Raw genomic sequence first — 21412 nt, forward strand, 5'->3', positions numbered from 1 at the left:
CTTGGTTATGGCAACCGTATGTTCGCACTATGCTGGCGAGCGGCAACGATAATATCGGCTGCAGCGCTATCCAATAACTCAATCACTTGTTCTTCACTAAGATTGTCTGGAAATAATCCGTTGGCTACCATGACAGAAAGACCCGTTTGAAATATTTTCATTTTTAATAATATAAGTTTCAGCTCATCATTGGAAAATCCCTCAAGTTCTGCATCCCTTTTCATCCTCTTTACAAGATCGTCGCCCATATCTTTGTCAAAATCCTGCATATGTTGGTTTGGTTTCATCACTAAATCTCGAAATAATACACTGTATTCCTTTGCAAATCGTACGCTAGCTACCCCAATATCATGAAATGGATCGTGGCGTGGGGAAAGATGAAAACGAGAATGTACTATTCCACAAAATTGTACTTTTCAGTAAAAACCTGCACTTGATTTCGACCAGCTCTTTTGGCAGCATAAAGTGCTTCATCAGCTTTTTGAAGAAGTTGATAGATTGTTTCCTCCCTAGCTCCTGTCGTTACGGATACTCCAAAACTGGAGGTAACTGAAACAAATCGTTCATTTTCAACTAGGGGGCTCTGTTCAATGCAAAATCTAAGGTGATTAGCGAAGTTTTCCCCTTCCACTAGTGTATAACCAGTTATAGCTAGTACAAATTCTTCACCACCATATCTAGCAAATAGCATATGTTCTCCCAGCTCAGCCTTACATATTTGAGCCACATGTACTAGTACTTGATCTCCGGTTTGATGCCCATAAGTGTCGTTCACTTTTTTGAAAAAATCAATATCAAATAGAATAATCGTAAAAGATGACAAATTATCCTTTACTTTCATTAAGTTTTGCTCAATTTGCTGGAAAAAGGCACGACGATTGTATATTTGCGTTAGCTCATCATAATAGGCTTGATGCTCTAACTTTTGCTGTAATATATGTAGCTCTGTTATATCTGTAAATATAATTAGTAAGCCAGACCTATTATTTGATTGCTGAAGCCTAGAAATACGTAGTTGATAAATATAATCAGCTTGATGAATCTTAACACTCAATTGATCTGATAACGTATCTAATTGAACAGGAAATGATTGACCCGTTAGCATATACCAAACTTGATCAAATGGCTGCCCTAACGTTGATCGATCCAATTCACTAAACATATTTTTACAAGCTTGATTATATTCGATTAATTGATAGGTATCATTAAGCACAATAACACCATCATTCATACTATTAAAGATCGTTTCCTTCGCAATTGGTATAATTGATAACATTCGAGAGGAAGTAATAGACCAGAGGTACAAAACAGAAGAAAACCAAATAACCATTGGTACAGGATCGATACCATCGGGTGCCACTCCTATGAATAATAAAAATGCAGTCACTATTGGAAGCAACTGACCGCAGATTAGGGCAAATAATTGAGGTCGATATACACTAACTGTTTCCTTCCAGCGTGAAAGCAGCAATAAGAACGCAGCAAGCATACAGCAAAAAATGTAAATATTATGTACAACAAACCATACCCCATATTCAATCTGACTATATGGAGCCCCAAGCACCGAATGGATATCATATATTCTATAGTAAAAATGATGAGATTCATTTGTTACATTGATGAGTAAAGTAAGACAAGGCAATATAAGTATAGCGATTATTCTTTTTCTCGTTAATTTATATCCCAAATATTGCATGACAAACAATAATCCTAACGGAGGGAAAAATGGCATCCCTGCATACTGTACAATATTCCAAAATCTAAGTTGTTCTAATGAAGTAGATGTTAAGCTAAAGGCATAACCAAAGCAATAAATCATTGAAGTTAATGTATTCCACATGAACAATTTGGCGATACTTGTATAATGATGTCTCCTCCAATAAGTATAGACAAGTATAGACAAATTCAGAACACCCGAAGTACAAACTAATGTTATATATGCCGCTAGCTTCGAATCCAATAGTTATACCCTCTTCCATAGTGTATATATAATGTTAACATGATCGGCGTAAATTGTTAATTAATTCATTGAACGATGTACAGGATTCGGTCCACATCATTATTGTGACTATTATTATACAGAGCAAACGATCGCAAAAAGCATGACATGAAAGCTTTACTGTACCACACTGCTCTGAACTCTACTCACGCAAGCAGACCTTTGTTCCTAGCCACTATAGAAACAACTTTCAAAAGCTCGGGTCTGCAAGGCGTTTGCAAGAGCATTCTAGAGAAGTCTGTTGTCATCCTGCTGTAAACAGTTTCAACACCTATACATATATAGAAGCAAAAAACTTTAGCCAAGCCTACAACCAGTCCGCATAATCGGCCAAGTTCCCTCATAGACATGTTATCAGTTTAGGAAATCAATCTGCAGAGGGGATGATCTCATGCGTCGGATCACATGGGCGCTTGCCATTGTGATATGCTTGAGTGCTGTATTGGCCGGGTGCGGTAAAAAGGATGCTGATGGTGTCGTCAAGGATTTGGATAATGTCGTAGCGAAGCTGGAAAGTTATCAGGGCTCGGGGACGATGACGCTTCATACGGGAGATAAGCCGCAAGAGTACAAAGTAGAGGTATGGTATCAGAATCCGTCTTTTTACCGGATTGCTCTTACCAACGCTCAAAAGGATATTACGCAGATCGTCCTCAAAAATGATCAAGGGGTCTACGTATTGACGCCAAGCTTGAATAAGAGCTTCCGGTTCCAAAGCGACTGGCCCGAAAATCAGGGGCAGGTCTACTTGTATCAAACGCTCGTGCGAAGCATCCTGAGTGACAACTCCCGCCAATTTGTAAGTGACAAGGATAGTTATGTATTTGATGTGGCAGCTAATTATAATACCCATGCTTTAGTTAGGCAGAAAATATGGCTGGCCAAAAATGACTACGCGCCTAGGCAGGTTCAGGTATCCGATGCGGAGGCGAAAGTCGTAGTCGAAGTGAAGTTTGACAAGTTTGATTTTGATGCCAAGTTCGATAATAATTCCTTTGATATGCAGCATAATCTGAACACGGCTGGACAGCAGTCCAAAGGGACGCTGCTTGAAGTGGATGAGAACGGAATGCTTGTGGAGAAGACGGATGCATCCGCAGTTGGAACCGATATAGCAGCAGGAGAACAGATGGCCGCTCCGGGGCTGTCCGAGCCGTTTGGAGTATTTTTCCCGACCTATTTGCCGGCAGGGGTAGCGTATAAAGATGACAAAATCGTAGATGATAGTGAACGAAGCAGTGTGCTCCTGCGATTTGACGGTACATATCAATTTACGTTGACAGAATCTCGTTCGCCGGATCGTACCGCTTCATTAGTGCCCGGAGATGTCGTCGATCTCGGCTTTACTGCCGGATTGTTGACGGGGGATGCGCTGCAAACTTTAACGTGGACAGTAGATGGTCTGGAATTCCGGATAACGAGTGATAATCTCCCTGTCAATGAAATGGTGAAAATCGCCGCTTCTATGGAGGAGCAAACGGGTAAATAAGAAGAAGACTGACGGTCCTGCGGTATTTGGAGAGAGACTGAAATGCCGCTAGGTCCGTCGGTCTCTCTCTTTTTTATTTGGTTTAACAATCAATTTGGCTTAAAATAGTTTTAAAGCAACAAAATGGTTTATTCTGTATAATTGACAGTCGCCTTCAGGAACATTACGATTAATGTATTGCTTGAAGATGATTTCACTCTTTTTAGAGAAGGTGACCAACAAAGTGCAAGTGAAGTATCGACCTACCCTGGCTGAAATCGATTTGGACGCGCTTTATGCCAACTATGAGGCTCTGCGGAGAAGAATCCCTGCAGACGCAAAGCTGTTGGCATGTGTTAAAGCTAATGCTTATGGACACGGGGCCGTACCCATTGCAAGGGAACTGGAGAGGTATGGGGCTGATTATCTTAGCGTAGCCTTCTTGGACGAGGCGTTAGAGCTGCGTCAAGCAGGGCTGACATTGCCTATTCTCGTGCTTGGTTACACTCCTCCCGATGGAGTGCGAGACGCTTGGGAGAACGGCATAACGCTTACCTTATTCAGCAGAGAAGTTCTTTATGCGATCCGTGATCTGGATCCATCGGAATTTACTCATAAGCTTAAAGTTCACATTAAAATCGATTCCGGTATGGGGCGTCTCGGCCTCCTTCCTGGAGATGAGACGATTGCTTTCATCCGTGATGCGATGAGTTTGCCACAGCTGGAAGTAGAAGGCTTGTTTACTCATTTTGCAACTGCGGATGAACGAGATAAGAGCTATACATTGGAGCAATACCGGCGTTTTCAAAGCGTAGTTGATACACTGCAGCACCATGATCTGAATATTCCGATTATACATACGGGCAACAGTGCGATTGCAATTGATTTACCAGAGATTTCGTACCAAATGGTACGAATTGGCATCGCATTGTATGGTCTCTACCCGTCAGATGAAATCGACAAGGAGCAGGTACCGCTTCAACCGATCTTGACTCTCAAGACGGAAACGGTGCATGTAAAATCCTTGCCGCCGCATTCCGCCATTAGTTATGGAGCGAAATATGTGACGGAACGGGAAGAGATTATCGCAACGCTGCCATTAGGCTATGCCGATGGATATTCACGAATGCTTGGTGACAAGGCGCAGGTATTGATACGCGGGAAGCGTGTTCCGGTCGTCGGAACAATTTGTATGGACCAGTGTATGGTTTCGCTGCAATCTTTAGCTGAAGAGGCTAAAGAAATCCAAGTCGGCGAGGAGGTTGTTCTCATCGGCCAGCAGTCCGGCGCAAGTATTACAGCGGACGAATTGGCCTCCATGCTAGGTACCATTCCCTACGAGGTGGTTTGTATGTTGGCTCATCGTGTGCCCCGTCTTTACATAGGTACAGATAGGCCGCATCTTTTACTAAATCCGTTGTTTGCCTAATAGCAGACAATAATCAACAAAACTTTCTTCCTATGGAAGGAATTTATGCTGAGCCCATCGAATGATATACAATAAGCTCGAATGATAAAGATGGAAATGATCAGGTATGTACGGTTATGCCATTTTTGGTTATAATGAAATGCAGCATACTTGATATACACTCAGCATATATTTCTTTGTATAAATATCCTTGGATATTGTTATACTGATTCACAAGGAATGGGTCGACAAGGTTTTGGGGGTGGATGTTTAAAGATGGCCAATATGCAGAACACCAAAAGAATTATGATCAGCTTACCGGATCATTTGTTGCAGGAAGTGGATGGAATCGTTGCGATGGAGAATTCCAACCGCAGTGAGCTTATTAGACAGGCTATGAAGCTGTATTTGAATGAACGGAAGAAGCGTTTCATCCGGGAGTCTATGCAGCGCGGCTATATGGAAATGGCTAAGATCAACTTAACCATGGCCTCTGAAGCTTTTCATGCGGAGGAAGATGCAGACAGCACTCTGGACCGCCTAGTTAGCGGGGTGTGACCATTGATCGTAAAGCGCGGCGACGTATTTTTTGCAGATCTCTCTCCTGTTGTTGGTTCTGAACAGGGAGGGGTAAGACCGGTGCTTATCATCCAGAACGATATTGGCAATCGATTTAGCCCTACGGTAATTGTTGCTGCCATTACCGCTCAAATTCAGAAAGCGAAGCTGCCTACTCATGTGGAAATCGCGGCGGCTACACATGGTTTTGACCGGGATTCTGTCATTTTGCTTGAACAGATCCGTACGATCGACAAGCAAAGACTGACGGATAAAATTACGCATTTGGATGATGAGACAATGAAAAAGGTTAACGATTCGCTGCTCATTAGTCTCGGCTTAATTGATTTTTAAATTTAGAAAAAAATTGTCCCAATTGAACGCTCCGAGTGACTGGTGCGTTCTTTATTTTAGAATACTTTACAATTACAGATAGCTTCATTGGTTTAATCTGGTATAATAAGCATATCTATTTTCTGAGGAGGACCGTTTTTAAATGGATTATAATTCAACAGGGCAGTACAACTATAATTATCCCCCTGCGCCGCCGCCCGAACCACCGGCCCAACAGGTAACGAATGGAAAGTCGATCGCAGCGATGGTACTGGGTATTTTGTCTATTGTTCTTCCATACTTGGGATTTATTATTGGAATTATAGCGATCATCATGTCAACGATTTCGTTTAAGGAACTAAAACAGACTAATGAGCAAGGCCGCGGATTTGCGACTGCCGGGTTAGTTTGCGGAATCATCGGTACCGTACTATACGGAATTATCGTATTGTTTCTAGTGATCGTCGCTATATTCGCGTTTTCAGAAACATCCAATGAGCTGATCAACTACTCCAACTTTTAATAGGAATGCCACAGCACCGTAGTTAATGTACGGTGCTGTGTTTTTTTGGAGCAAGAGAAACGCCCTTGACTGGAAATGAACTATAAATTTTGTGATAATAGGAACAGCGTAATTTGTGAATGAAAGAGGGATGACCTTGTCAAATAACGGGATGAGTCCGGAAACGAATACGAATACGAAGCAGATTGAATCTGAAGTTCAAGAGCAAATTGGAGCTGAGATTCAGGAACAGATCGAAGCTGAAGTCCAGGAACGCATTGTAGTTCAGGTTGCCAAAGAGCTTGGCCTTTCCTTAAAAGGAGTACGAACAACCGTTGGCTTGCTTGATGAAGGAAATACAATACCGTTTGTCGCCCGGTATCGTAAAGAAATGACGGGGGAGCTTGACGAGAATCAGCTTCGTGATATTAGTGACCGGGTACAATATTTGCGTAATTTGGAAGTTCGCAAACGGGAAGTTATTCGCATTATTGTTGAACAGGGGAAAATGTCAGATGAGCTCCAGAAAGCTATCGTTGAGGCGGTAAAGCTTCAGGAAGTGGAGGACTTATACCGCCCTTACCGTCAGAAGCGGAAGACCCGGGCTAGCGTAGCCAAGGAAAAAGGCTTGGAGCCTTTAGCGGAATGGTTGTTGGCCCAGCCCAAAACGGGCGCGCTGCTGGAGGAGGCTGCCAAATATGTAAGTGACGATAAAGGAGTAGAAACAGCAGAGGAAGCGATCCAGGGCGCCATGGATATCGTTGCCGAAGGGATGGCGGACGAAGCGGCAATTCGGGCTTGGGTACGAAAGTATAGCATGGATCAAGGCATCATCGTTTCGGAAGCCAAAAACCCGGAAGAAGAATCCGTATATGAAATGTACTATGATTATCGCGAGCCTGCCAAGAAAATGCCGCCTCATCGTATATTGGCTATTAACCGGGGAGAGCGTGAAAATATTTTGAAGGTTTCGCTGGAGGTAGAGGCGGAATCCATTCACCGCTATATGGCGAGGCGTTTCATTAAAGGGCCGTCGGTTTCGGAAAGCACTTTGCTAAGCGTGATTGACGATGCTTACAAAAGACTGCTGGCCCCATCTATCGAAAGGGAAGTTCGAGCCGAGTTGACGGAGAAGGCGGAGCAGCAGGCAATTTCTATATTTTCTGCCAATTTGCGAAGCTTGCTTCTTCAGCCGCCTGTTAAAGGGAAAACTGTATTGGGCGTCGATCCGGCCTATCGTACCGGCTGCAAGCTTGCTGTAGTCGATGATACTGGCAAGCTGCTGGAGGTAGCTGTCACGTATCCTACGCCGCCAAACAATAAGAGACGGGAAGCCGCAGCAACATTCAATGAGCTAATAGAAAAATATGCGGTGCAGTTGATCGTCATCGGTAACGGGACGGCTTCCCGCGAGACGGAGCAGTTTGTTGCCGAAATTATTGCGGAGCGCAATGACCCTGGGCTTGCCTATTTGATCGTCAATGAAGCGGGGGCCAGTGTATACTCTGCCTCAAAGGTGGCTCAGCAGGAGTTTCCTGATTTGGATGTGGCCGAACGAAGTGCGGTATCTATAGCCCGGAGATTGCAGGATCCGCTGGCTGAGCTGGTGAAGATCGAACCTAAAGCGATTGGCGTAGGTCAATACCAGCATGACGTATCCCAGAAGCATTTAGACGAAAGCCTTACCGCTGTAGTCGAATCGGCGGTGAACCATGTTGGCGTAGATGTCAATACGGCCTCTCCTGCTTTGCTGTCTTATGTATCTGGAGTAAATGCAACGATAGCCAAAAACATCGTTAAATTCCGGGAGGAAAATGGAAAGTTCACGAGTCGCAAACAGCTGCAGAAGGTACCGCGGCTTGGAGCAAAGACATTCGAGCAGTGCATCGGTTTTTTGCGAATAAATGATGGCGAGTATCCGCTGGACCGTACGCCCATTCATCCCGAATCCTATAGCGTAGTAACTCAATTGTTCAAGGAATTGCGTATGGAATTGAGCCAGTTGGGAACTAAAGAATTGGCTGAAATGTTATCAACCTTGGATCCGGAAAACTTAGCCGTACAGCTTGGCGTAGGTGTGCCGACGCTGCGGGATATTTTGGATAGCTTGCAGCGTCCGGGGCGCGACCCGCGTGAAGAGCTGCCGCCGCCTATTTTTCGCACGGATGTTCTGAAAATTGAAGACTTGACCCCAGGCATGGAGCTTCAGGGCACTGTCCGTAACGTCATCGACTTCGGTGCGTTTGTAGATATTGGAATCAAAAACGATGGTCTTGTCCACATTTCCCAGCTTAGTAAGGGCTATGTCAAACATCCGATGGATGTGGTGTCCGTTGGAGACAATGTGACGGTTTGGGTGCTGACCGTTGATACGAAAAAAGGGAGAGTCGGACTCAGCATGCGCAAGCCTGCTGAACAATTGGACAAGCAATAAGGCGCCCCTGCCTTGCCCTCATGCTTCCTGATAAGCTTGGTCGGGCTAAATATTAAATAATGAATACTGAAAAAGATAACAAGATTGTTCATACCAGCTGGGAGCTCTCCCGGCTGGTATGTTGCGTTTTATAGCTCGTTTGTTGTCGGCCGTTCTTGTTCTATGTTCTCCGCGGAATTATACAAAAGTTCGCCTCCTATGCATTAATTATTTGCCCCTTGTACACAATGGTAAGGATGGTCGGATATCGGGTAGGACGTATCGTGTTTCTCCGGTAAAGCAGGACGACGTCTGGAAGGAATGAACTAGGGGGCATGGTGGTGAACAAGCGGTATTATGTGTCTGTTCATGGACGTTCAGTATTAGAAGAACAGGGGGCGACAGCTTACGAGTGGACTATTGAGTCCACTCCCGAGGTTGCTGCAAATTTAAGGCATATGCTGGAGCGGATTGGGGAGAAGGAAGAGAGTTCTTTTGCCGCTTATACTTACCCTTGGCCCGATACACCAGAAGATGAAGTAAACAGCAACTTCCAGAGCCAGATTGACGAGGTATACCGGGAAATTTATCGGCTCGGTACAAAAGAGACAAGAGAGCAGCTGCGCCGTGCAGGCTATGGGAATTCGCAAGCAGAATAATAGATTTCAATGAACAAGGGGCGAAGCAAGATGTATTATATCAAGGATGCCAAGTTTAGACGGCTGACTGAGCAGAATGGCCGGCAATGTGCGGAGATTCAAGTGAGTCCCGGAGCAGTGGACGATCCGGAGCTTTTCGTATATATAGCACGCTCTGGGGATGGCCGGGACTATGAGATCATTAAGATGATCCGCAGTGAGGCGGATTTGGAAATCGATTGGTTTGATAACAGTTTGCATCAAGCTTATGCAGAGGTTGCCGAGGAGAATTTTGGCGATACCGGCTGGCCGGAGCCAGCTGCCCAGCGAGCCGAGTTCAAGAAGCAACTGCTCGCTTTTGGCGATATCGCCGATAAACTAAATGAGAAGCTGGCTGGAGACAACGGATAAAATAACGTAGGCCAAAATTTTTAGTTTGAAAAAAAGTCAGGATGCGTTATAATAAATATCGCATCCTTTTTATACATATTGCATACATATTATCTATATTATGTCCCAGTAGCTCAGCTGGATAGAGCAACGGCCTTCTAAGCCGTCGGTCAGGGGTTCGAATCCCTTCTGGGACGTATGCAAACTCTCCATTGGGAGAGTTTTTTGCGTCCCGGGGATGAGAACCCCTTGGGGGTTCGTCGGAGGGAGTACGCCAAGCGGAGCGGCAGGACGACCGAGTCTCGCGCCGTAGCGCGAGTATCCCTTCTGGGACGTATGCAAACTCTCCATTGGGAGAGTTTTTACATCCGCTCCGGTGCCGGCAAACCAAGAACCTGCAGCGCATCCCCAAGCGTATCCTTGAATTTAGCGGTCAGCCAAATTCGAAACTGCTGAATTTCTCCTTCTGATTTCAGAATAGGGCAAGCGGAATAGAAGTTATTAAACAAGGTGGCCAACTGGTGGGCGTAGTTGCAAACCGAGCTAGGCGTTAATTCTTTACTGGCAGTATACAGAGTATCCAGCCAAGTGCTGATATGTCTGATCAAAGCATATTCCGCTGGCTCCATTGCAGCGATTTTGTCCGGCTTTACAAGGATAATATTGTCATTCTGCGCTTTATTTAAGACGCTGCACGCGCGAGCGTAAGCATATAACAGGTAGACTCCCGTGTTCCCCGATATTTCTGTTGCTTGCTGTAAATCGAACACGACCTCGGTTTGCAGACTGAAACGGAGCAAATAATAACGAATAGCCGCCGTGGCAATGACGCGACTGGCCAATCCATTTGAATTCGAGCGTCTGTTTTCGATTGTTCTTTCCATCATGTCGATGAATTCGGAAACTTTAATTCCAATCCCTAGTCGACCGGACATGGCATAGGAAGACTTTCCAACCGATATATCTATTCCCAGTTCACCAGCCGCAGAAGGGCTTAAGGAAACGATGCCGTAGCTTACATGCTGCAGCTTCTCTGCTTCTTTCACATACCCCAGTGCTTGAAGAGACTGTTTGACCATATTTTGGGGATATTCCTGACGATGATCGATTACGTTAATAACCAGATCGGCCTGCCCAAAGCTTCTGTCTGTTCCCTTGGAAGCTGTCGTCCACAAATCGCCTGCAAAGGGTTGATAAGAGAAGTCCTTGTCTAACAGCCCGTATTTCCACAAATGGTATGCTATGTCTTTTGCGGTGTAAGTTAAAATTCCATTTGAACGGACCAGTACTTTGTCCATCGTATGATCGGCCGTATCTTGCTGGCTGCTAGCTATAGCCCTAACTTCCCCAGCCTGCTTTAACACCCAGCAGCCGGCTAATTTGCCTTCAGTCTCTCGATAAAATAAAGAGGTCTGCTGCAGCAGCTTGAATGCGGATGACCAAAATCCTTCTCTTACGATATTGCTCTCCCAGACCAATAGATCATATTCGATCCCAAACTCATTCATATCCTCCACATGTTCGCGGACGATGCGTTCCGCGGCCAGCATGCCGATCCATGATACGTTGGAGCCTCCCTTCTCCAGAACATGCAATGCTTCTGTACGTTTCTCTAAGAGCTTGGAGTCGCCTGCATATTTCTTATTAGTTGCAGCATATAAATCCCAGCAATAATCCCCAAAACGCCCGTGCCCGCTCGATAGGGGAATATTCAACAGTCCGACCACGGTATCTGCCAATTGATTGCCTAAGTCATCGATATAATTGTGGACTTCGACATCGTAGCCGACTCTTCTTAACAGCCTCACTAAGGTGTCTCCGATACAGGAATTTCTCAGATGCCCAATATGCGCTGATTTATTCGGATTAATGGAGGTATGCTCAATGATTACTTTTTCCAGTGGGCATTCCGGCAGCTCGAATTCGCGTGAAGCCCACTCATCCCAGTTGATATACAAATTCAAAAATCCAGGCGTTACAATCTCGATCCTGCTCAGTAAGCTATCGATGTAACCCTGCTGGGCAATTTTTGCTTTGAGCAGCTCCGCAATTTGCAGCGGAGGTTTTCTCAGTATTTTCGCTAACTGCATCGCAATATTGCTGGAGTAATCCCCATATTCCAGGTTTGCTGGCTGTTCGATTTGAATAGCATTAAGCATAGAACGATCCGCTTCCCATTCTTCAAACAGACTTTGGGCAGCTTCTGTCACTTTTTTTGCAATCAATGTACTTAACATTTATCCAACCTCCTAAGTAACTGCTAAATGGTCTATAAATAAAAAAAGCCTTCGTCTCCTAAGAGACGAAGGCTTAATAGCGCTCGCGGTACCACTCTCGTTGTTAAACATGGATGTTCAACCACCTCATTAAAATAACGGTTTTAGCCGGGACATCCTACTATGTTGTTCAGAAGTCCATCTCATGGATCCGTTTCATTATTGACTCCGGCCGGCTCACACTATCCCGGCTCGCTTGAACATAGAGGACAATAATTACTCTTCCAGTCATCGATATATTATTAAATTATCGATTATTATAACTAGTTTCCCTAATGATTACCACATTTTTTTAAAAAAATAATTACCCAAATGAAATTATATTTTATTTATATTTCAAGAAACCGCTTGCAGGATGAAATAGGATGTGGTATAAAAAAGATAAATCTAAACGTTTAGATTTTGAGCCAGTTATTTGATAAGAATTCAAAAATCCCTAGAAACGAAAAGAAAATCAACACAGAAACAAAGCAGAAAACAGAAGTCCTGGGCTCACACACAAAATTTATTTGACTAAGGAGGTGGAGTATGTCCAACGTCAGCATCAAAGATATAGCAGCTAAAGCGAATGTGTCTACAGCTACCGTCTCCTACGTTTTGAATGGCACGCGGAATGTCCGTCCCAAAACGCGCGAACGGGTATTAGCGGTCATTGAGGAGCTCAATTATAAGCCCAACGACATCGCGAAAAGCCTGAAACGCAGACGTACCGACACGATCGGGGTAATTGCTGAGGACGTTACCGTATTTAATACGCCGGAAATTATCGACGGCATTAACGATTACGGCGACCATCATGATTTGCATATTCTGCTGACGAACCTCCGTCTGGATAAACGGATTGGCCGTGATTTCAGCAACATCGATAAGTACAAGAAGTATGCTACTAGCGCTGTGTCTGAGCTGCTTAGCAAGCAAGTGGACGGAATTATATACATCGGTGTACATACCCGGGATTTGAGCGGATTGATCGATACGGAAGGGAAACCGATCGTCTACACGTATGGGTACACGGAGAATGATGTATCGATTCAATATAATGATGAGCAAGCTTCCTATGAAGCGATGTCTTATTTGGTCCAGAAGGGACACCGCCGCATCGCAATCATCAGCGGCCTAATGGATTCGATACCTTCTCGTCTTCGCTTGAATGGGTATTATAAAGCGATCACGGAATTCGAGCTGCCCTTCGACCCGTTATACATTAAGATGGGGGATTGGGAGCGGGATTCCGGTTACCGGTTAACGAAGGAGCTGCTAGCTTTGCCCGAGCCGCCAACAGCGGTATTGTCCATGAACGACGTCATGGTGGTGGGGGTGCTGGAAGCAGCCAATGAAGCCGGAGTTAAGGTGCCCGCAGATCTATCCGTTATCGGCTTCGATAACCGTGAATTTAGTGACTATTTGACTCCCCGGATTACAACGATGGATATTCCATTACATGAAATGGGATACCGGGCGATGGAGGTTCTCCATAATTTCATGCGCGGCAAAAAAAACGAGCTTATGAATATGCCCGCGTGCCGTTTGATTGAACGTGACTCTGTAGCTGCTCCGAAGAGATAAGTGTAATTTTTCGTGACAGCTCTTCTTTTTCCAATATAATCTAAACGTTTAACTTTTTGTCCAAATGGTGACAGCTTGTAGGTGAGAATTTGCAGATTCTAGGAATCCTAGGCCCCTGGCTCTGCGGTTTTCAAATACAAGTTCACATAAATAACTACACATATTAGGAGGGGTCAATGTGCAAATGAGCAGGAGCAAAGGTAAAAATAAGAAGTGGCTTATTCTATCTCTCATAACAGTGATGTGTCTCGGTTTGTTGTCCGCCTGTGGCGCTAAAAATGAAAGCGGTGACAATCCGGAAGGGGCGGCTAATGGCGGAAATAAGGGTGCTCAAGGAAACGAGGTTACACTCCGTTTTATGACCTGGGATTCCGGACAGACGCTTCAGCCTTACCAGAATGCAATTAACGCTTTTATGGAGAAACACCCTGACATTAAAGTCAAAGTTGAATCTGTACCGGATAACTATGACCAGAAGCTGTTGACATCACTTGCGTCGGGTACCGCTCCGGATGTGTTCATGGCTTGGAATTATCCGCTTTATGTGCCGGGCGGAGCTCTGGAAGATATGCAGACTTGGGTAGATAAAGACAGCTATGATCTTGGCAAGTACTATCCGATTTTAATGGATTATATGAAATATGATGAGAAACTGTGGGGACTTCCGACAACGTACTCTACACGGGCGATTTATTATAACAAAAGTCTGTTTGATGAAGCCGGAGTCCCGTATCCGCAGGACGGCTGGAAGTGGGATGAGTTTGTCGATACCGTTCAGAAGCTGACGAAACCTGGACAATACGGATTCATTATGACCCCGGATGATGTCATGACGATGCAGCCATATGTATGGAGCAATGGCGGGGACATGGTGAGCGACGACGGGAAAACGGTCGAAGGCGTGCTGAACAGTGCTGAGAATATAGAAACAATGACGTTCCTGAAGCAGTTGTATGACGCCTCTTCCAAAATCAATTCAGCCGGAAAATTTAGTACGAATAACGGCTTGGAATCGTTCCTTACAGGACAAATTGCAATGTTTGACAACGGAATGTGGCCGCTTGGAGATATTCTGAAAGAAGGCAAGCTGGATATTGGCACAGTAACTCATCCGCTTCCAGAGGGCGGCAGCTTGAAAGGCATTATCCATACGTCAGGCTACTCCATGCCGAAGTCCGGTAAGAACAAGGAAGCGGCTTGGGAACTGATCAAGTTTATGTCGGGCGAGGAAGGAATCAAAATTATTACCGCAAATAAGTTTGCCTTCTCTCCCGTTATTTCTGTAGACGAAGAAAATGGATATGCCAGTGATCCGTATTTGGAAGCGTTCGCTAAAGAACTAGAGGGCAGTGATAAGCTGATTGCCGGTATGCGAAATGAGAGCTGGAGCGAGGCGGAGGATATGATTCGCGCAGGGGTACAGGCGATCTTCTATAATAATGCCGACATTAAGAGTACCTTGGACGATGCGGCCAAGCAGGCTCAAGCGGTCTTAAAATAACGTTTTAAGCCATAGTAAGATTTAAAGAAATGGAAGGAGGGGAAGCTTACAGGCCTGCTGGTTTATTCGCTTATTGGGTGCAGGGCTTAATAGATTTAAAAGGCCATACAAGCTTATTCGCTCATAGGTAAAAGGCTGTACAGCTTCCCCAACTCCTCGAATTGAGGTGATGACAACATGGCACAATCCAGCGCGGATCAGACTGTATTGAAACGTTCCTTCAGGCGGAAACGGCTTCGTGAAAATGCGGCGGGTTTATTTTTTATCTCGCCGTGGCTAGTCGGCTTTCTTCTGCTGATGTTCGGACCTATGGTTTTTTCGTTGGGGATCAGCTTCACGGAATGGAATATGGTCGGCAGTCCGAAGTTTATCGGCGTTGAAAATTATATCCATATGTTCACGAGTGATCCATTCTATTTTAAATCGATGATCGTGACATTTAAATATGTATTTATTATGGTTCCGCTCCAAGTTATATTTGCTGTTTTAATCGCTGTTCTGCTGAACCGGGCCACGTACGGCATTAAATTTTTCAGGTCGATCTTTTATTTGCCCTCTTTAATTCAAGGGGTAACGCTGGCTCTAATTTTTAGCTGGATGCTGAACGACGATTTCGGACCCGTCAATTACATGCTTGAGCTCGTCGGACTTCCGCGCATACACTTTCTGACTGACCCGAAAGTTGCATTGTACGCGCTCATATTCATTGCTCTATGGGGCGTCGGCTCGCCAATGGTGCTGTATCTGTCAGCGCTACGCTCTGTATCTGCAGAATATTATGAAGCGGCGGACATCGACGGTGCTGGGCCGGTCCGTAAATTTTTCAACATTACGATTCCGCTCATTACGCCAACGATTTTATTCAATATTTTAACGAGCCTGATTTCGGCGTTCCAGACGATTGTACTTGCATTCGTGCTGACGGGCGGCGGGCCGGCGCAATCGACGTATTTCTACTCCTTGCATGTGTATCGCAATGCATTCACTCATTTTAAAATGGGGTATGCTTCCGCTATGGCTTGGGTGATGTTTGTGTTGATTGTGCTTCTGACCGGCTTAGTGCTAGCGTCGTCCAAATACTGGGTTCATTACGAAGACGACGGAGGTGGACGTTAATGCATGCCATAGGGACCAAAAAACCGCTCCACACGATTTTGGTACTGGCGTTAATCGTGATTTGTGCCGGAGCATTCCTCTTTCCGATCGCCTGGATGCTGTCCACCGCAGTAAAAGCGCCGGAGGACATTTTTACAGCCAAGCCGGAGCTCATTCCGACGAATTGGCAGTGGCATAACTTTGCCGATGCTTGGAATGCCCAGCCGTTTGGACGATTTTTGCTGAACACGCTGATCGTTGTGGCTGTATCAACTCCGTTTGCCATGCTGTCCGCTACGATGGTCGCATTCGGATTTGCCCGGATCAATTTCTGGGGCAGAAACGCCCTGTTTCTTTTCGTTATCGGTACGATGGTGATTCCTTGGGATGTGACGGCTATTCCGTTATATATCCAATATAACAAGATGGGGCTTATTAACACGCTGTGGCCCATGATTTTGCCGGGGGCGTTCGGCTCTGCGTTTTTTATCTTCTTAGCCCGGCAGTTCATTATGGGGGTGCCACGCGATTTGGACGAAGCGGCTGAGATCGATGGGTGTAACCGTTGGCAAATTTACTGGAGCATCATTCTTCCGTTGTGCCGCCCGATCGTGGTCGTCATTGGCGTATTCCATTTCGTCTGGTGCTGGAACGAATTTCTAACACCGCTCATCTTTATTAATGACCAGAGCATGTACACGCTTCCGCTCGGTATTAACTTGTTTAAAAATGCATTTAATATCGAATACGAGAAGCTGATGGCGGTATCCTGCTTGTCGGTTCTGTTCCCGGCCACGTTGTTTTATTTTACGCAAAATCTTATTCTCGGGGGCATCTCGCTCAGCGGAGTCAAAAAATGATAAAGATAACAATACTATGGGGTGGAGCCAAATGAACATACTGAATAATCCAAAGTTTAAGCTTGTCTTTACAGAGCGTGGAACGGTAAAGTCTCTGTTGATGAAGGACGATCCAAACGCCATGAACTGGGTCGTTGATCCAGAATATTTGGCGGAGGTCGGTTATGACGATGAAGATAAGCTATTCGGAGAGTGGACAGCCGTTGTAAACGGGCATAATATAGAAAGCTGGAGTTTAACTCCAGCCATTAGAACAGACGATGATCACAGTGCCGAAATCTCTTTTGATGCAGAAGGGTTAACGGTCACACTGACCTATCGGCTCGAAGAGGAGCAGCTTCGCTGGAATATCGGGGTCGATAACCGGACGGGCGAACCGCTGCGGATCGACGGGTTTCACGTTTGGTTTTCGTTAGCTTATGTGATGTTTCGCGATGAGAATGTACTGCGCAATATAAAGCAATCGTGTGCCGTATTCGCTCATATGGGTGGGGACTTCTCCAAATTCGCGGCGATTCGGCGCAGTAACGAGGCGCCTCATCTCGGCATTTATGGAAAAAAGGGCCGCACTGCGGCTTTTGGTACATTTTGCCGATATGAGAACCGTTTTCTGGAGCAGGTGTCGCCATCGCTTGATGGTCTGCTGTTCCATCGATTATCGCTCGTCGAGGATGGCAGTTCGATGCCGGAATCGGCGGCTGCGGATTGGATTTATGGTGAGGAATATCGTCCGCTCATCCTGGAAGCCGGGCAGCGCGAGCAGTGGGAGTATGTATTCAAAGCTTGCGACAGTCAGGACGATTTCTATCATCAGGCATTTCGGCATGGACATCCAAGCTGGACGTATACGCCCGTGCTGACTTCAGGCGGATTATTTCAAGCGGAGCTGGAGCTCCCGCAGGGCCTCGAGGTGGAGCGGGTGAGATTGCTCACTGCCCAGCCTCAGTACGATACGGTTCATGTAGAGGAGATTACGGCCCATTTCGTGCCGGATGAACAGAATGGCCGCTTGTACCGCGCCGCCTTGCAGCGAACGGAGCCCGGCGAGCATAAACTCGAGCTGCTGCTCAAAGACGGACGCAAAGACGTACTCGTATGGAACGTACTGGAACCGGTCGATCATATTTTGGAGAAGCGAGCAGAATGGCTGTGCAGCAAAAACTATGACGCCGAGGGGAAAATGGGGCGGGCACATGCATTTTTGCCGCTGTCTAATCAGGGGGAATCACTGGGGAAGCTCACTTTTTTGCTCATGAAAAATAGCTTGACGACCCCGGTGCCCGAGCAAGTAGCCATGGCGGAAGCTTCCGCTGTGCTGGACATGAGGCAGCACTGGTTTGAGGACGGCGATTTTTATAAGCCGCGTTCGCTATATGGAAGCTTTTACCGAATATTTGACCTGGACTATATCGCCCATGTGTTTTACCTCCTCTCTCGCATTGAGTCTTCGCTGCTGAAACTGAACACGCCGGAAAATTATTTGGAATGGGCGGCGGAGGTGCTGGCTGTCCGGTTGAATCCGGATTGTCATCAAGGCCAGAGGGAGAAGGATGAAACGGGCTTAAGCGGCGTGCTTATATTATATATTGACGATCTGCTTAGGGATTTAGATGCGGCCGGGATGCTGGAGTGGCATCAGCGGCTGACGAAGCTGTGGACATCATTCGGAGAGCAGTTGAAGCGGCATACGACACCGTTTGCCGGAGCCATTACGGAGCATTTCTATGACAATGCCGGTTTCGGACCGACTTGCGAGACGCTGCTTTCCGTTGGATTGCGGGATGAAGCGGAGCAGTACGGCCAGCTGATCCTTGCCAATATCGGTTTCAGCAATGACTATCGGGCCCAAAATCCAGATCGCTGGTGGGAAGCTTTGTCATATATGATCCACTCCTTGTGGGGAGGGCTCGTAGCAGCCTCCTCCCGGGTAGCTTACGAGCATCTCGGCAATCCGCAATATTTAGAAGCGGCTTATCGCGCGGCTATGGCCGTCTTTAATTGCTATGATTGGAACGTGGCATCTACACCGCGCCGTCTGCAGCCTGGAGAAGCGGCTTCTACGTACAGCGTAGCTGCGCCGAATTTGAATATGCCTGCGCTGTCCCGCGATCGCTTTGGACAATCGGTGTTCCGGGACGCAAGCGATCCGTTATTTGCTTCCCTGTTCTCCAATGCGACAGGCGACGATTGGGATATGGGGGAAGAGCTTGTGGCGTATTTGCTCGGATTTGGCACAACGTCATATTTATATCGTGATACGCAAGGGCAACTGCGCTGCGTCAACGGATATGTGACGAAGGATGAAGATAGCTGGATCATTACTAGTTATGCGGCTTATCCAAAGAAATACGTGATGCAGGAAGAAGGATTGGTGCTTCAGGCGAAACAGGGAGAAGTACTGAGGAAGGCGCGTCTATGGGACGGAAAGCTGTCAGCGCTGGAAGCTGTATGTGAAAGTGAACGTTGAATAGGCAGTATGGTTACAGCTTTGGTCTATTAAACAAAAACAAAAATTAACAATAACCGCAGCTGCAGATCAACACAGATCCGCGACTGCGGTTATTTTACTAAGATATAAAAAATATAAGTTGCGGAGCCTATCTCCCATTATATCTCGCAAGAAAAAGTGCCGCTAATTGCGGTCTGTCTTCTTTGAATGTATGTCGATAGACGTTTATTACTTATGTATTACTTATGTATTACAGCACCACAATCCGGCGGGCGGCAGCCAAGGACCGCAGCTCGATGTTGAGACATTCTTTCATCTCATCAGTCAGTTCGAGCGAGAGGCCATAATGGAATACGGCGTTCTCATGCTCTTTCTGCCAGCGAATGCTGCCCGGGAACTTATGTAAATCCTCATTGAGCCGTACATGAACTGTAGCTGCAATCTGATGGGTTGACGCGCGAAGATCCAGCCTGGTCTGGATTCGGCATCCCGACTTGCTAATATCGATCAGCTCAACTTCTGCTAATTTGCTATTCACAGCAACCTCGTTAATTTCTCTAATTTCTATCCAGCAAAGCAAGGGGGTTACCATAGAATAACGGAAGGGTTCCGTCCTTCGTGTTGTCATTGTTACATCCTCCGTATTAGGAATTATTTTCCGATTATATTTATTATATCGGGTTTGTTAAAATATTTAATGAGTCTTTAATGAGCTCTTGAAAAAAAATCAATTATAAAGAAAAGGAAGTTATTGACATCGAGGGAGCTTAGTGTAATTATATACTTAGCAATACTAAATACTTTGCAGAGTAAGGTGATGATATGAGCGATACGGCCAGCCAGTTGAAAAAGGGCGTTCTGGAAATTCTCGTGCTGCATTTGCTGAGCCGATCGGACTTATACGGTTATCAGTTAATCATTGAGCTCGATATTCGCAGCCACGGATATTTCAAGATGAAGGAAGGGACGCTGTACCCGGTTCTATATCGGCTGGAGGATTCGGGTTATATTGAGAGCTATTGGGAACGGGATGACGGCAAACGTGGCGTTAGAAGGAAATATTACCGCATCACCAGTTCCGGCCAGCGGAAAATCGCGGAAATGCGGGAGGAAATGTCTCTGTTCTTCAGTTCCATTAAACAGGTGATGGGGGAAGATATGCTATGAACAAAATCGATAATTATGTTAATGAAGTGCTGCTTCATATTCAGGCCGATCGTGAAGTCAAACATAGAATTCGCGAAGATCTTATTGCCTCGCTGAACGAAAGAATGGCCTACGCATCTTCCGGAGAAGCGGATTACATCATTTCCAGTCTTGGAAGCCCAGCCGAAATGGCAATGGAATACATGAATAACTTGGATATCGCTGCTCCTGCATTTATAAATACGCGGTATGAAGATTCGCCTTATTTTGAGTATCGGTCTAAGGCGGCCTTGTTTGGGATACCTTGGATTCATGTGAAGACCAGAAGAAGGTTCGGCCACCGTTTTGGAGTGGCCCGGGGAATCATTGCGATAGGTGATGTATCGATCGGATGCATTTCCTTTGGCGGAGTTGCGCTTGGTGGGATTTCTATGGGAGGCGTATCGGCAGGATTATGCTCCTTTGGCGGTCTGGCCATTGCGGCTTTGTTGGCTGCCGGAGGCATAGCGATTGGCACGGCTGCCCTAGGAGGCATAGCAATCGGGCTGTTCGCTCTCGGCGGAATTGCTGTTGGTCAGGCAGCAATCGGCGGATTGGCTATGGGCAAAGTAACATATGAGATGCGTGAAACGAACAGCGTATCGTGGCAGGTAATTCAGGAACTTGTCAATCGGGCGCTTAAATAATAGAAGCAAATCATCTCTTCATCTATGGATGGAGGGATTTTTTTGTTTAGATTTTACATAGTTTTACAATTCGCGAGAATTGCTTTAACAATTTTGTATGACAATCAAGGCATAGCTATTTAGC

Annotated in this window: 19 protein-coding genes, 1 tRNA gene and 1 other annotated feature; of the genes, 16 read left to right on the forward strand and 4 right to left on the reverse strand. The window is 45.8% G+C overall.

Annotated elements, in window-relative coordinates; translation table 11 throughout:
* Positions 1-5 precede the first annotated feature (5 nt).
* Positions 6-287 (reverse strand): hypothetical protein, encoded by a 282-nt coding sequence (locus tag G358_RS30295; protein ID WP_019638231.1) that lies wholly within the window; start codon positions 285-287, stop codon positions 6-8.
* Positions 288-394: 107 nt separating this feature from the next.
* Positions 395-1960 carry a histidine kinase N-terminal 7TM domain-containing diguanylate cyclase gene (locus G358_RS0115910; RefSeq protein ID WP_026342292.1) on the reverse strand — a complete coding sequence of 522 codons (1566 nt, stop codon included), beginning with the start codon at positions 1958-1960 and terminating at the stop codon, positions 395-397.
* A 430-nt stretch (positions 1961-2390) separates the two neighbouring features.
* Between G358_RS0115910 and G358_RS0115915 the strand changes: the two genes are divergently transcribed.
* The 9 genes from G358_RS0115915 (at position 2391) to G358_RS0115955 (ending at position 9906) form a co-directional block, all read left to right on the forward strand.
* Positions 2391-3488, forward strand: a complete 1098-nt coding sequence (locus tag G358_RS0115915; RefSeq protein ID WP_019638233.1) for an outer membrane lipoprotein-sorting protein — start codon at positions 2391-2393, stop codon at positions 3486-3488.
* Positions 3489-3711: 223 nt separating this feature from the next.
* Positions 3712-4896: an alanine racemase gene (alr, locus tag G358_RS0115920; protein WP_026342293.1), complete on the forward strand. Its 1185-nt coding sequence runs from the start codon at positions 3712-3714 to the stop codon at positions 4894-4896.
* Positions 4897-5151: 255 nt separating this feature from the next.
* Positions 5152-5433, forward strand: a complete 282-nt coding sequence (locus tag G358_RS0115925; RefSeq protein ID WP_019638235.1) for a CopG family ribbon-helix-helix protein — start codon at positions 5152-5154, stop codon at positions 5431-5433.
* A 3-nt stretch (positions 5434-5436) separates the two neighbouring features.
* Positions 5437-5787, forward strand: a complete 351-nt coding sequence (locus G358_RS0115930) for a type II toxin-antitoxin system PemK/MazF family toxin (RefSeq protein ID WP_026342294.1) — start codon at positions 5437-5439, stop codon at positions 5785-5787.
* Positions 5788-5929: 142 nt separating this feature from the next.
* Positions 5930-6289: a DUF4190 domain-containing protein gene (locus G358_RS0115935; protein ID WP_019638237.1), complete on the forward strand. Its 360-nt coding sequence runs from the start codon at positions 5930-5932 to the stop codon at positions 6287-6289.
* Positions 6290-6419: 130 nt separating this feature from the next.
* Entirely contained in the window at positions 6420-8702 is a 2283-nt protein-coding gene (locus G358_RS0115940) for a Tex family protein (protein ID WP_420836064.1), read from the forward strand.
* A 314-nt stretch (positions 8703-9016) separates the two neighbouring features.
* Positions 9017-9340 carry a hypothetical protein gene (locus G358_RS0115945; protein ID WP_033404119.1) on the forward strand — a complete coding sequence of 108 codons (324 nt, stop codon included), beginning with the start codon at positions 9017-9019 and terminating at the stop codon, positions 9338-9340.
* A gap of 30 nt (positions 9341-9370) precedes the next feature.
* Entirely contained in the window at positions 9371-9730 is a 360-nt protein-coding gene (locus G358_RS0115950) for an SH3 domain-containing protein (RefSeq protein ID WP_019638240.1), read from the forward strand.
* A gap of 102 nt (positions 9731-9832) precedes the next feature.
* Positions 9833-9906: transfer RNA gene (locus tag G358_RS0115955), tRNA-Arg, on the forward strand.
* Between the two features lie 165 nt (positions 9907-10071).
* Here the strand turns inward: G358_RS0115955 and G358_RS0115960 are convergent.
* A complete protein-coding gene (locus tag G358_RS0115960) occupies positions 10072-11946 on the reverse strand; it encodes an arginine--tRNA ligase (RefSeq protein ID WP_019638241.1) in 1875 nt (624 codons plus the stop codon).
* A 58-nt stretch (positions 11947-12004) separates the two neighbouring features.
* Positions 12005-12226: a binding site (T-box leader), on the reverse strand.
* A 287-nt stretch (positions 12227-12513) separates the two neighbouring features.
* Between G358_RS0115960 and G358_RS0115965 the strand changes: the two genes are divergently transcribed.
* The 5 genes from G358_RS0115965 (at position 12514) to G358_RS0115985 (ending at position 19474) form a co-directional block, all read left to right on the forward strand.
* The gene (locus G358_RS0115965) at positions 12514-13551 is read left to right on the forward strand and encodes a LacI family DNA-binding transcriptional regulator (RefSeq protein WP_019638242.1); all 1038 of its coding nucleotides are present in this window, start codon (positions 12514-12516) and stop codon (positions 13549-13551) included.
* A gap of 184 nt (positions 13552-13735) precedes the next feature.
* Positions 13736-15052, forward strand: coding sequence for an ABC transporter substrate-binding protein (locus G358_RS0115970; RefSeq protein WP_019638243.1), 1317 nt, complete (start codon positions 13736-13738; stop codon positions 15050-15052).
* A gap of 177 nt (positions 15053-15229) precedes the next feature.
* A complete protein-coding gene (locus G358_RS0115975) occupies positions 15230-16168 on the forward strand; it encodes a carbohydrate ABC transporter permease (protein ID WP_019638244.1) in 939 nt (312 codons plus the stop codon).
* The gene (locus G358_RS0115980) at positions 16168-17007 is read left to right on the forward strand and encodes a carbohydrate ABC transporter permease (RefSeq protein WP_019638245.1); all 840 of its coding nucleotides are present in this window, start codon (positions 16168-16170) and stop codon (positions 17005-17007) included. The genes G358_RS0115975 and G358_RS0115980 overlap by 1 nt, the downstream gene beginning before the upstream one ends.
* A 31-nt stretch (positions 17008-17038) precedes the next feature.
* Positions 17039-19474 carry a hypothetical protein gene (locus tag G358_RS0115985; RefSeq protein ID WP_019638246.1) on the forward strand — a complete coding sequence of 812 codons (2436 nt, stop codon included), beginning with the start codon at positions 17039-17041 and terminating at the stop codon, positions 19472-19474.
* A 232-nt stretch (positions 19475-19706) separates the two neighbouring features.
* Here the strand turns inward: G358_RS0115985 and G358_RS0115990 are convergent, their stop codons facing one another.
* Positions 19707-20084, reverse strand: a complete 378-nt coding sequence (locus tag G358_RS0115990; protein WP_019638247.1) for a PilZ domain-containing protein — start codon at positions 20082-20084, stop codon at positions 19707-19709.
* 194 nt (positions 20085-20278) lie between these two features.
* Between G358_RS0115990 and G358_RS0115995 the strand changes: the two genes are divergently transcribed.
* Both G358_RS0115995 and G358_RS31800 read left to right on the forward strand, forming a co-directional pair.
* A complete protein-coding gene (locus tag G358_RS0115995; RefSeq protein WP_019638248.1) occupies positions 20279-20623 on the forward strand; it encodes a PadR family transcriptional regulator in 345 nt (114 codons plus the stop codon).
* The gene (locus tag G358_RS31800) at positions 20620-21288 is read left to right on the forward strand and encodes a hypothetical protein (protein ID WP_019638249.1); all 669 of its coding nucleotides are present in this window, start codon (positions 20620-20622) and stop codon (positions 21286-21288) included. Before G358_RS0115995 ends, G358_RS31800 begins: the two co-directional genes overlap by 4 nt.
* Positions 21289-21412: the final 124 nt, after the last annotated feature.

The organism is Paenibacillus fonticola DSM 21315 (genome assembly GCF_000381905.1).
Taxonomy (GTDB): Bacteria; Bacillota; Bacilli; order Paenibacillales; family Paenibacillaceae; genus Fontibacillus; species Fontibacillus fonticola.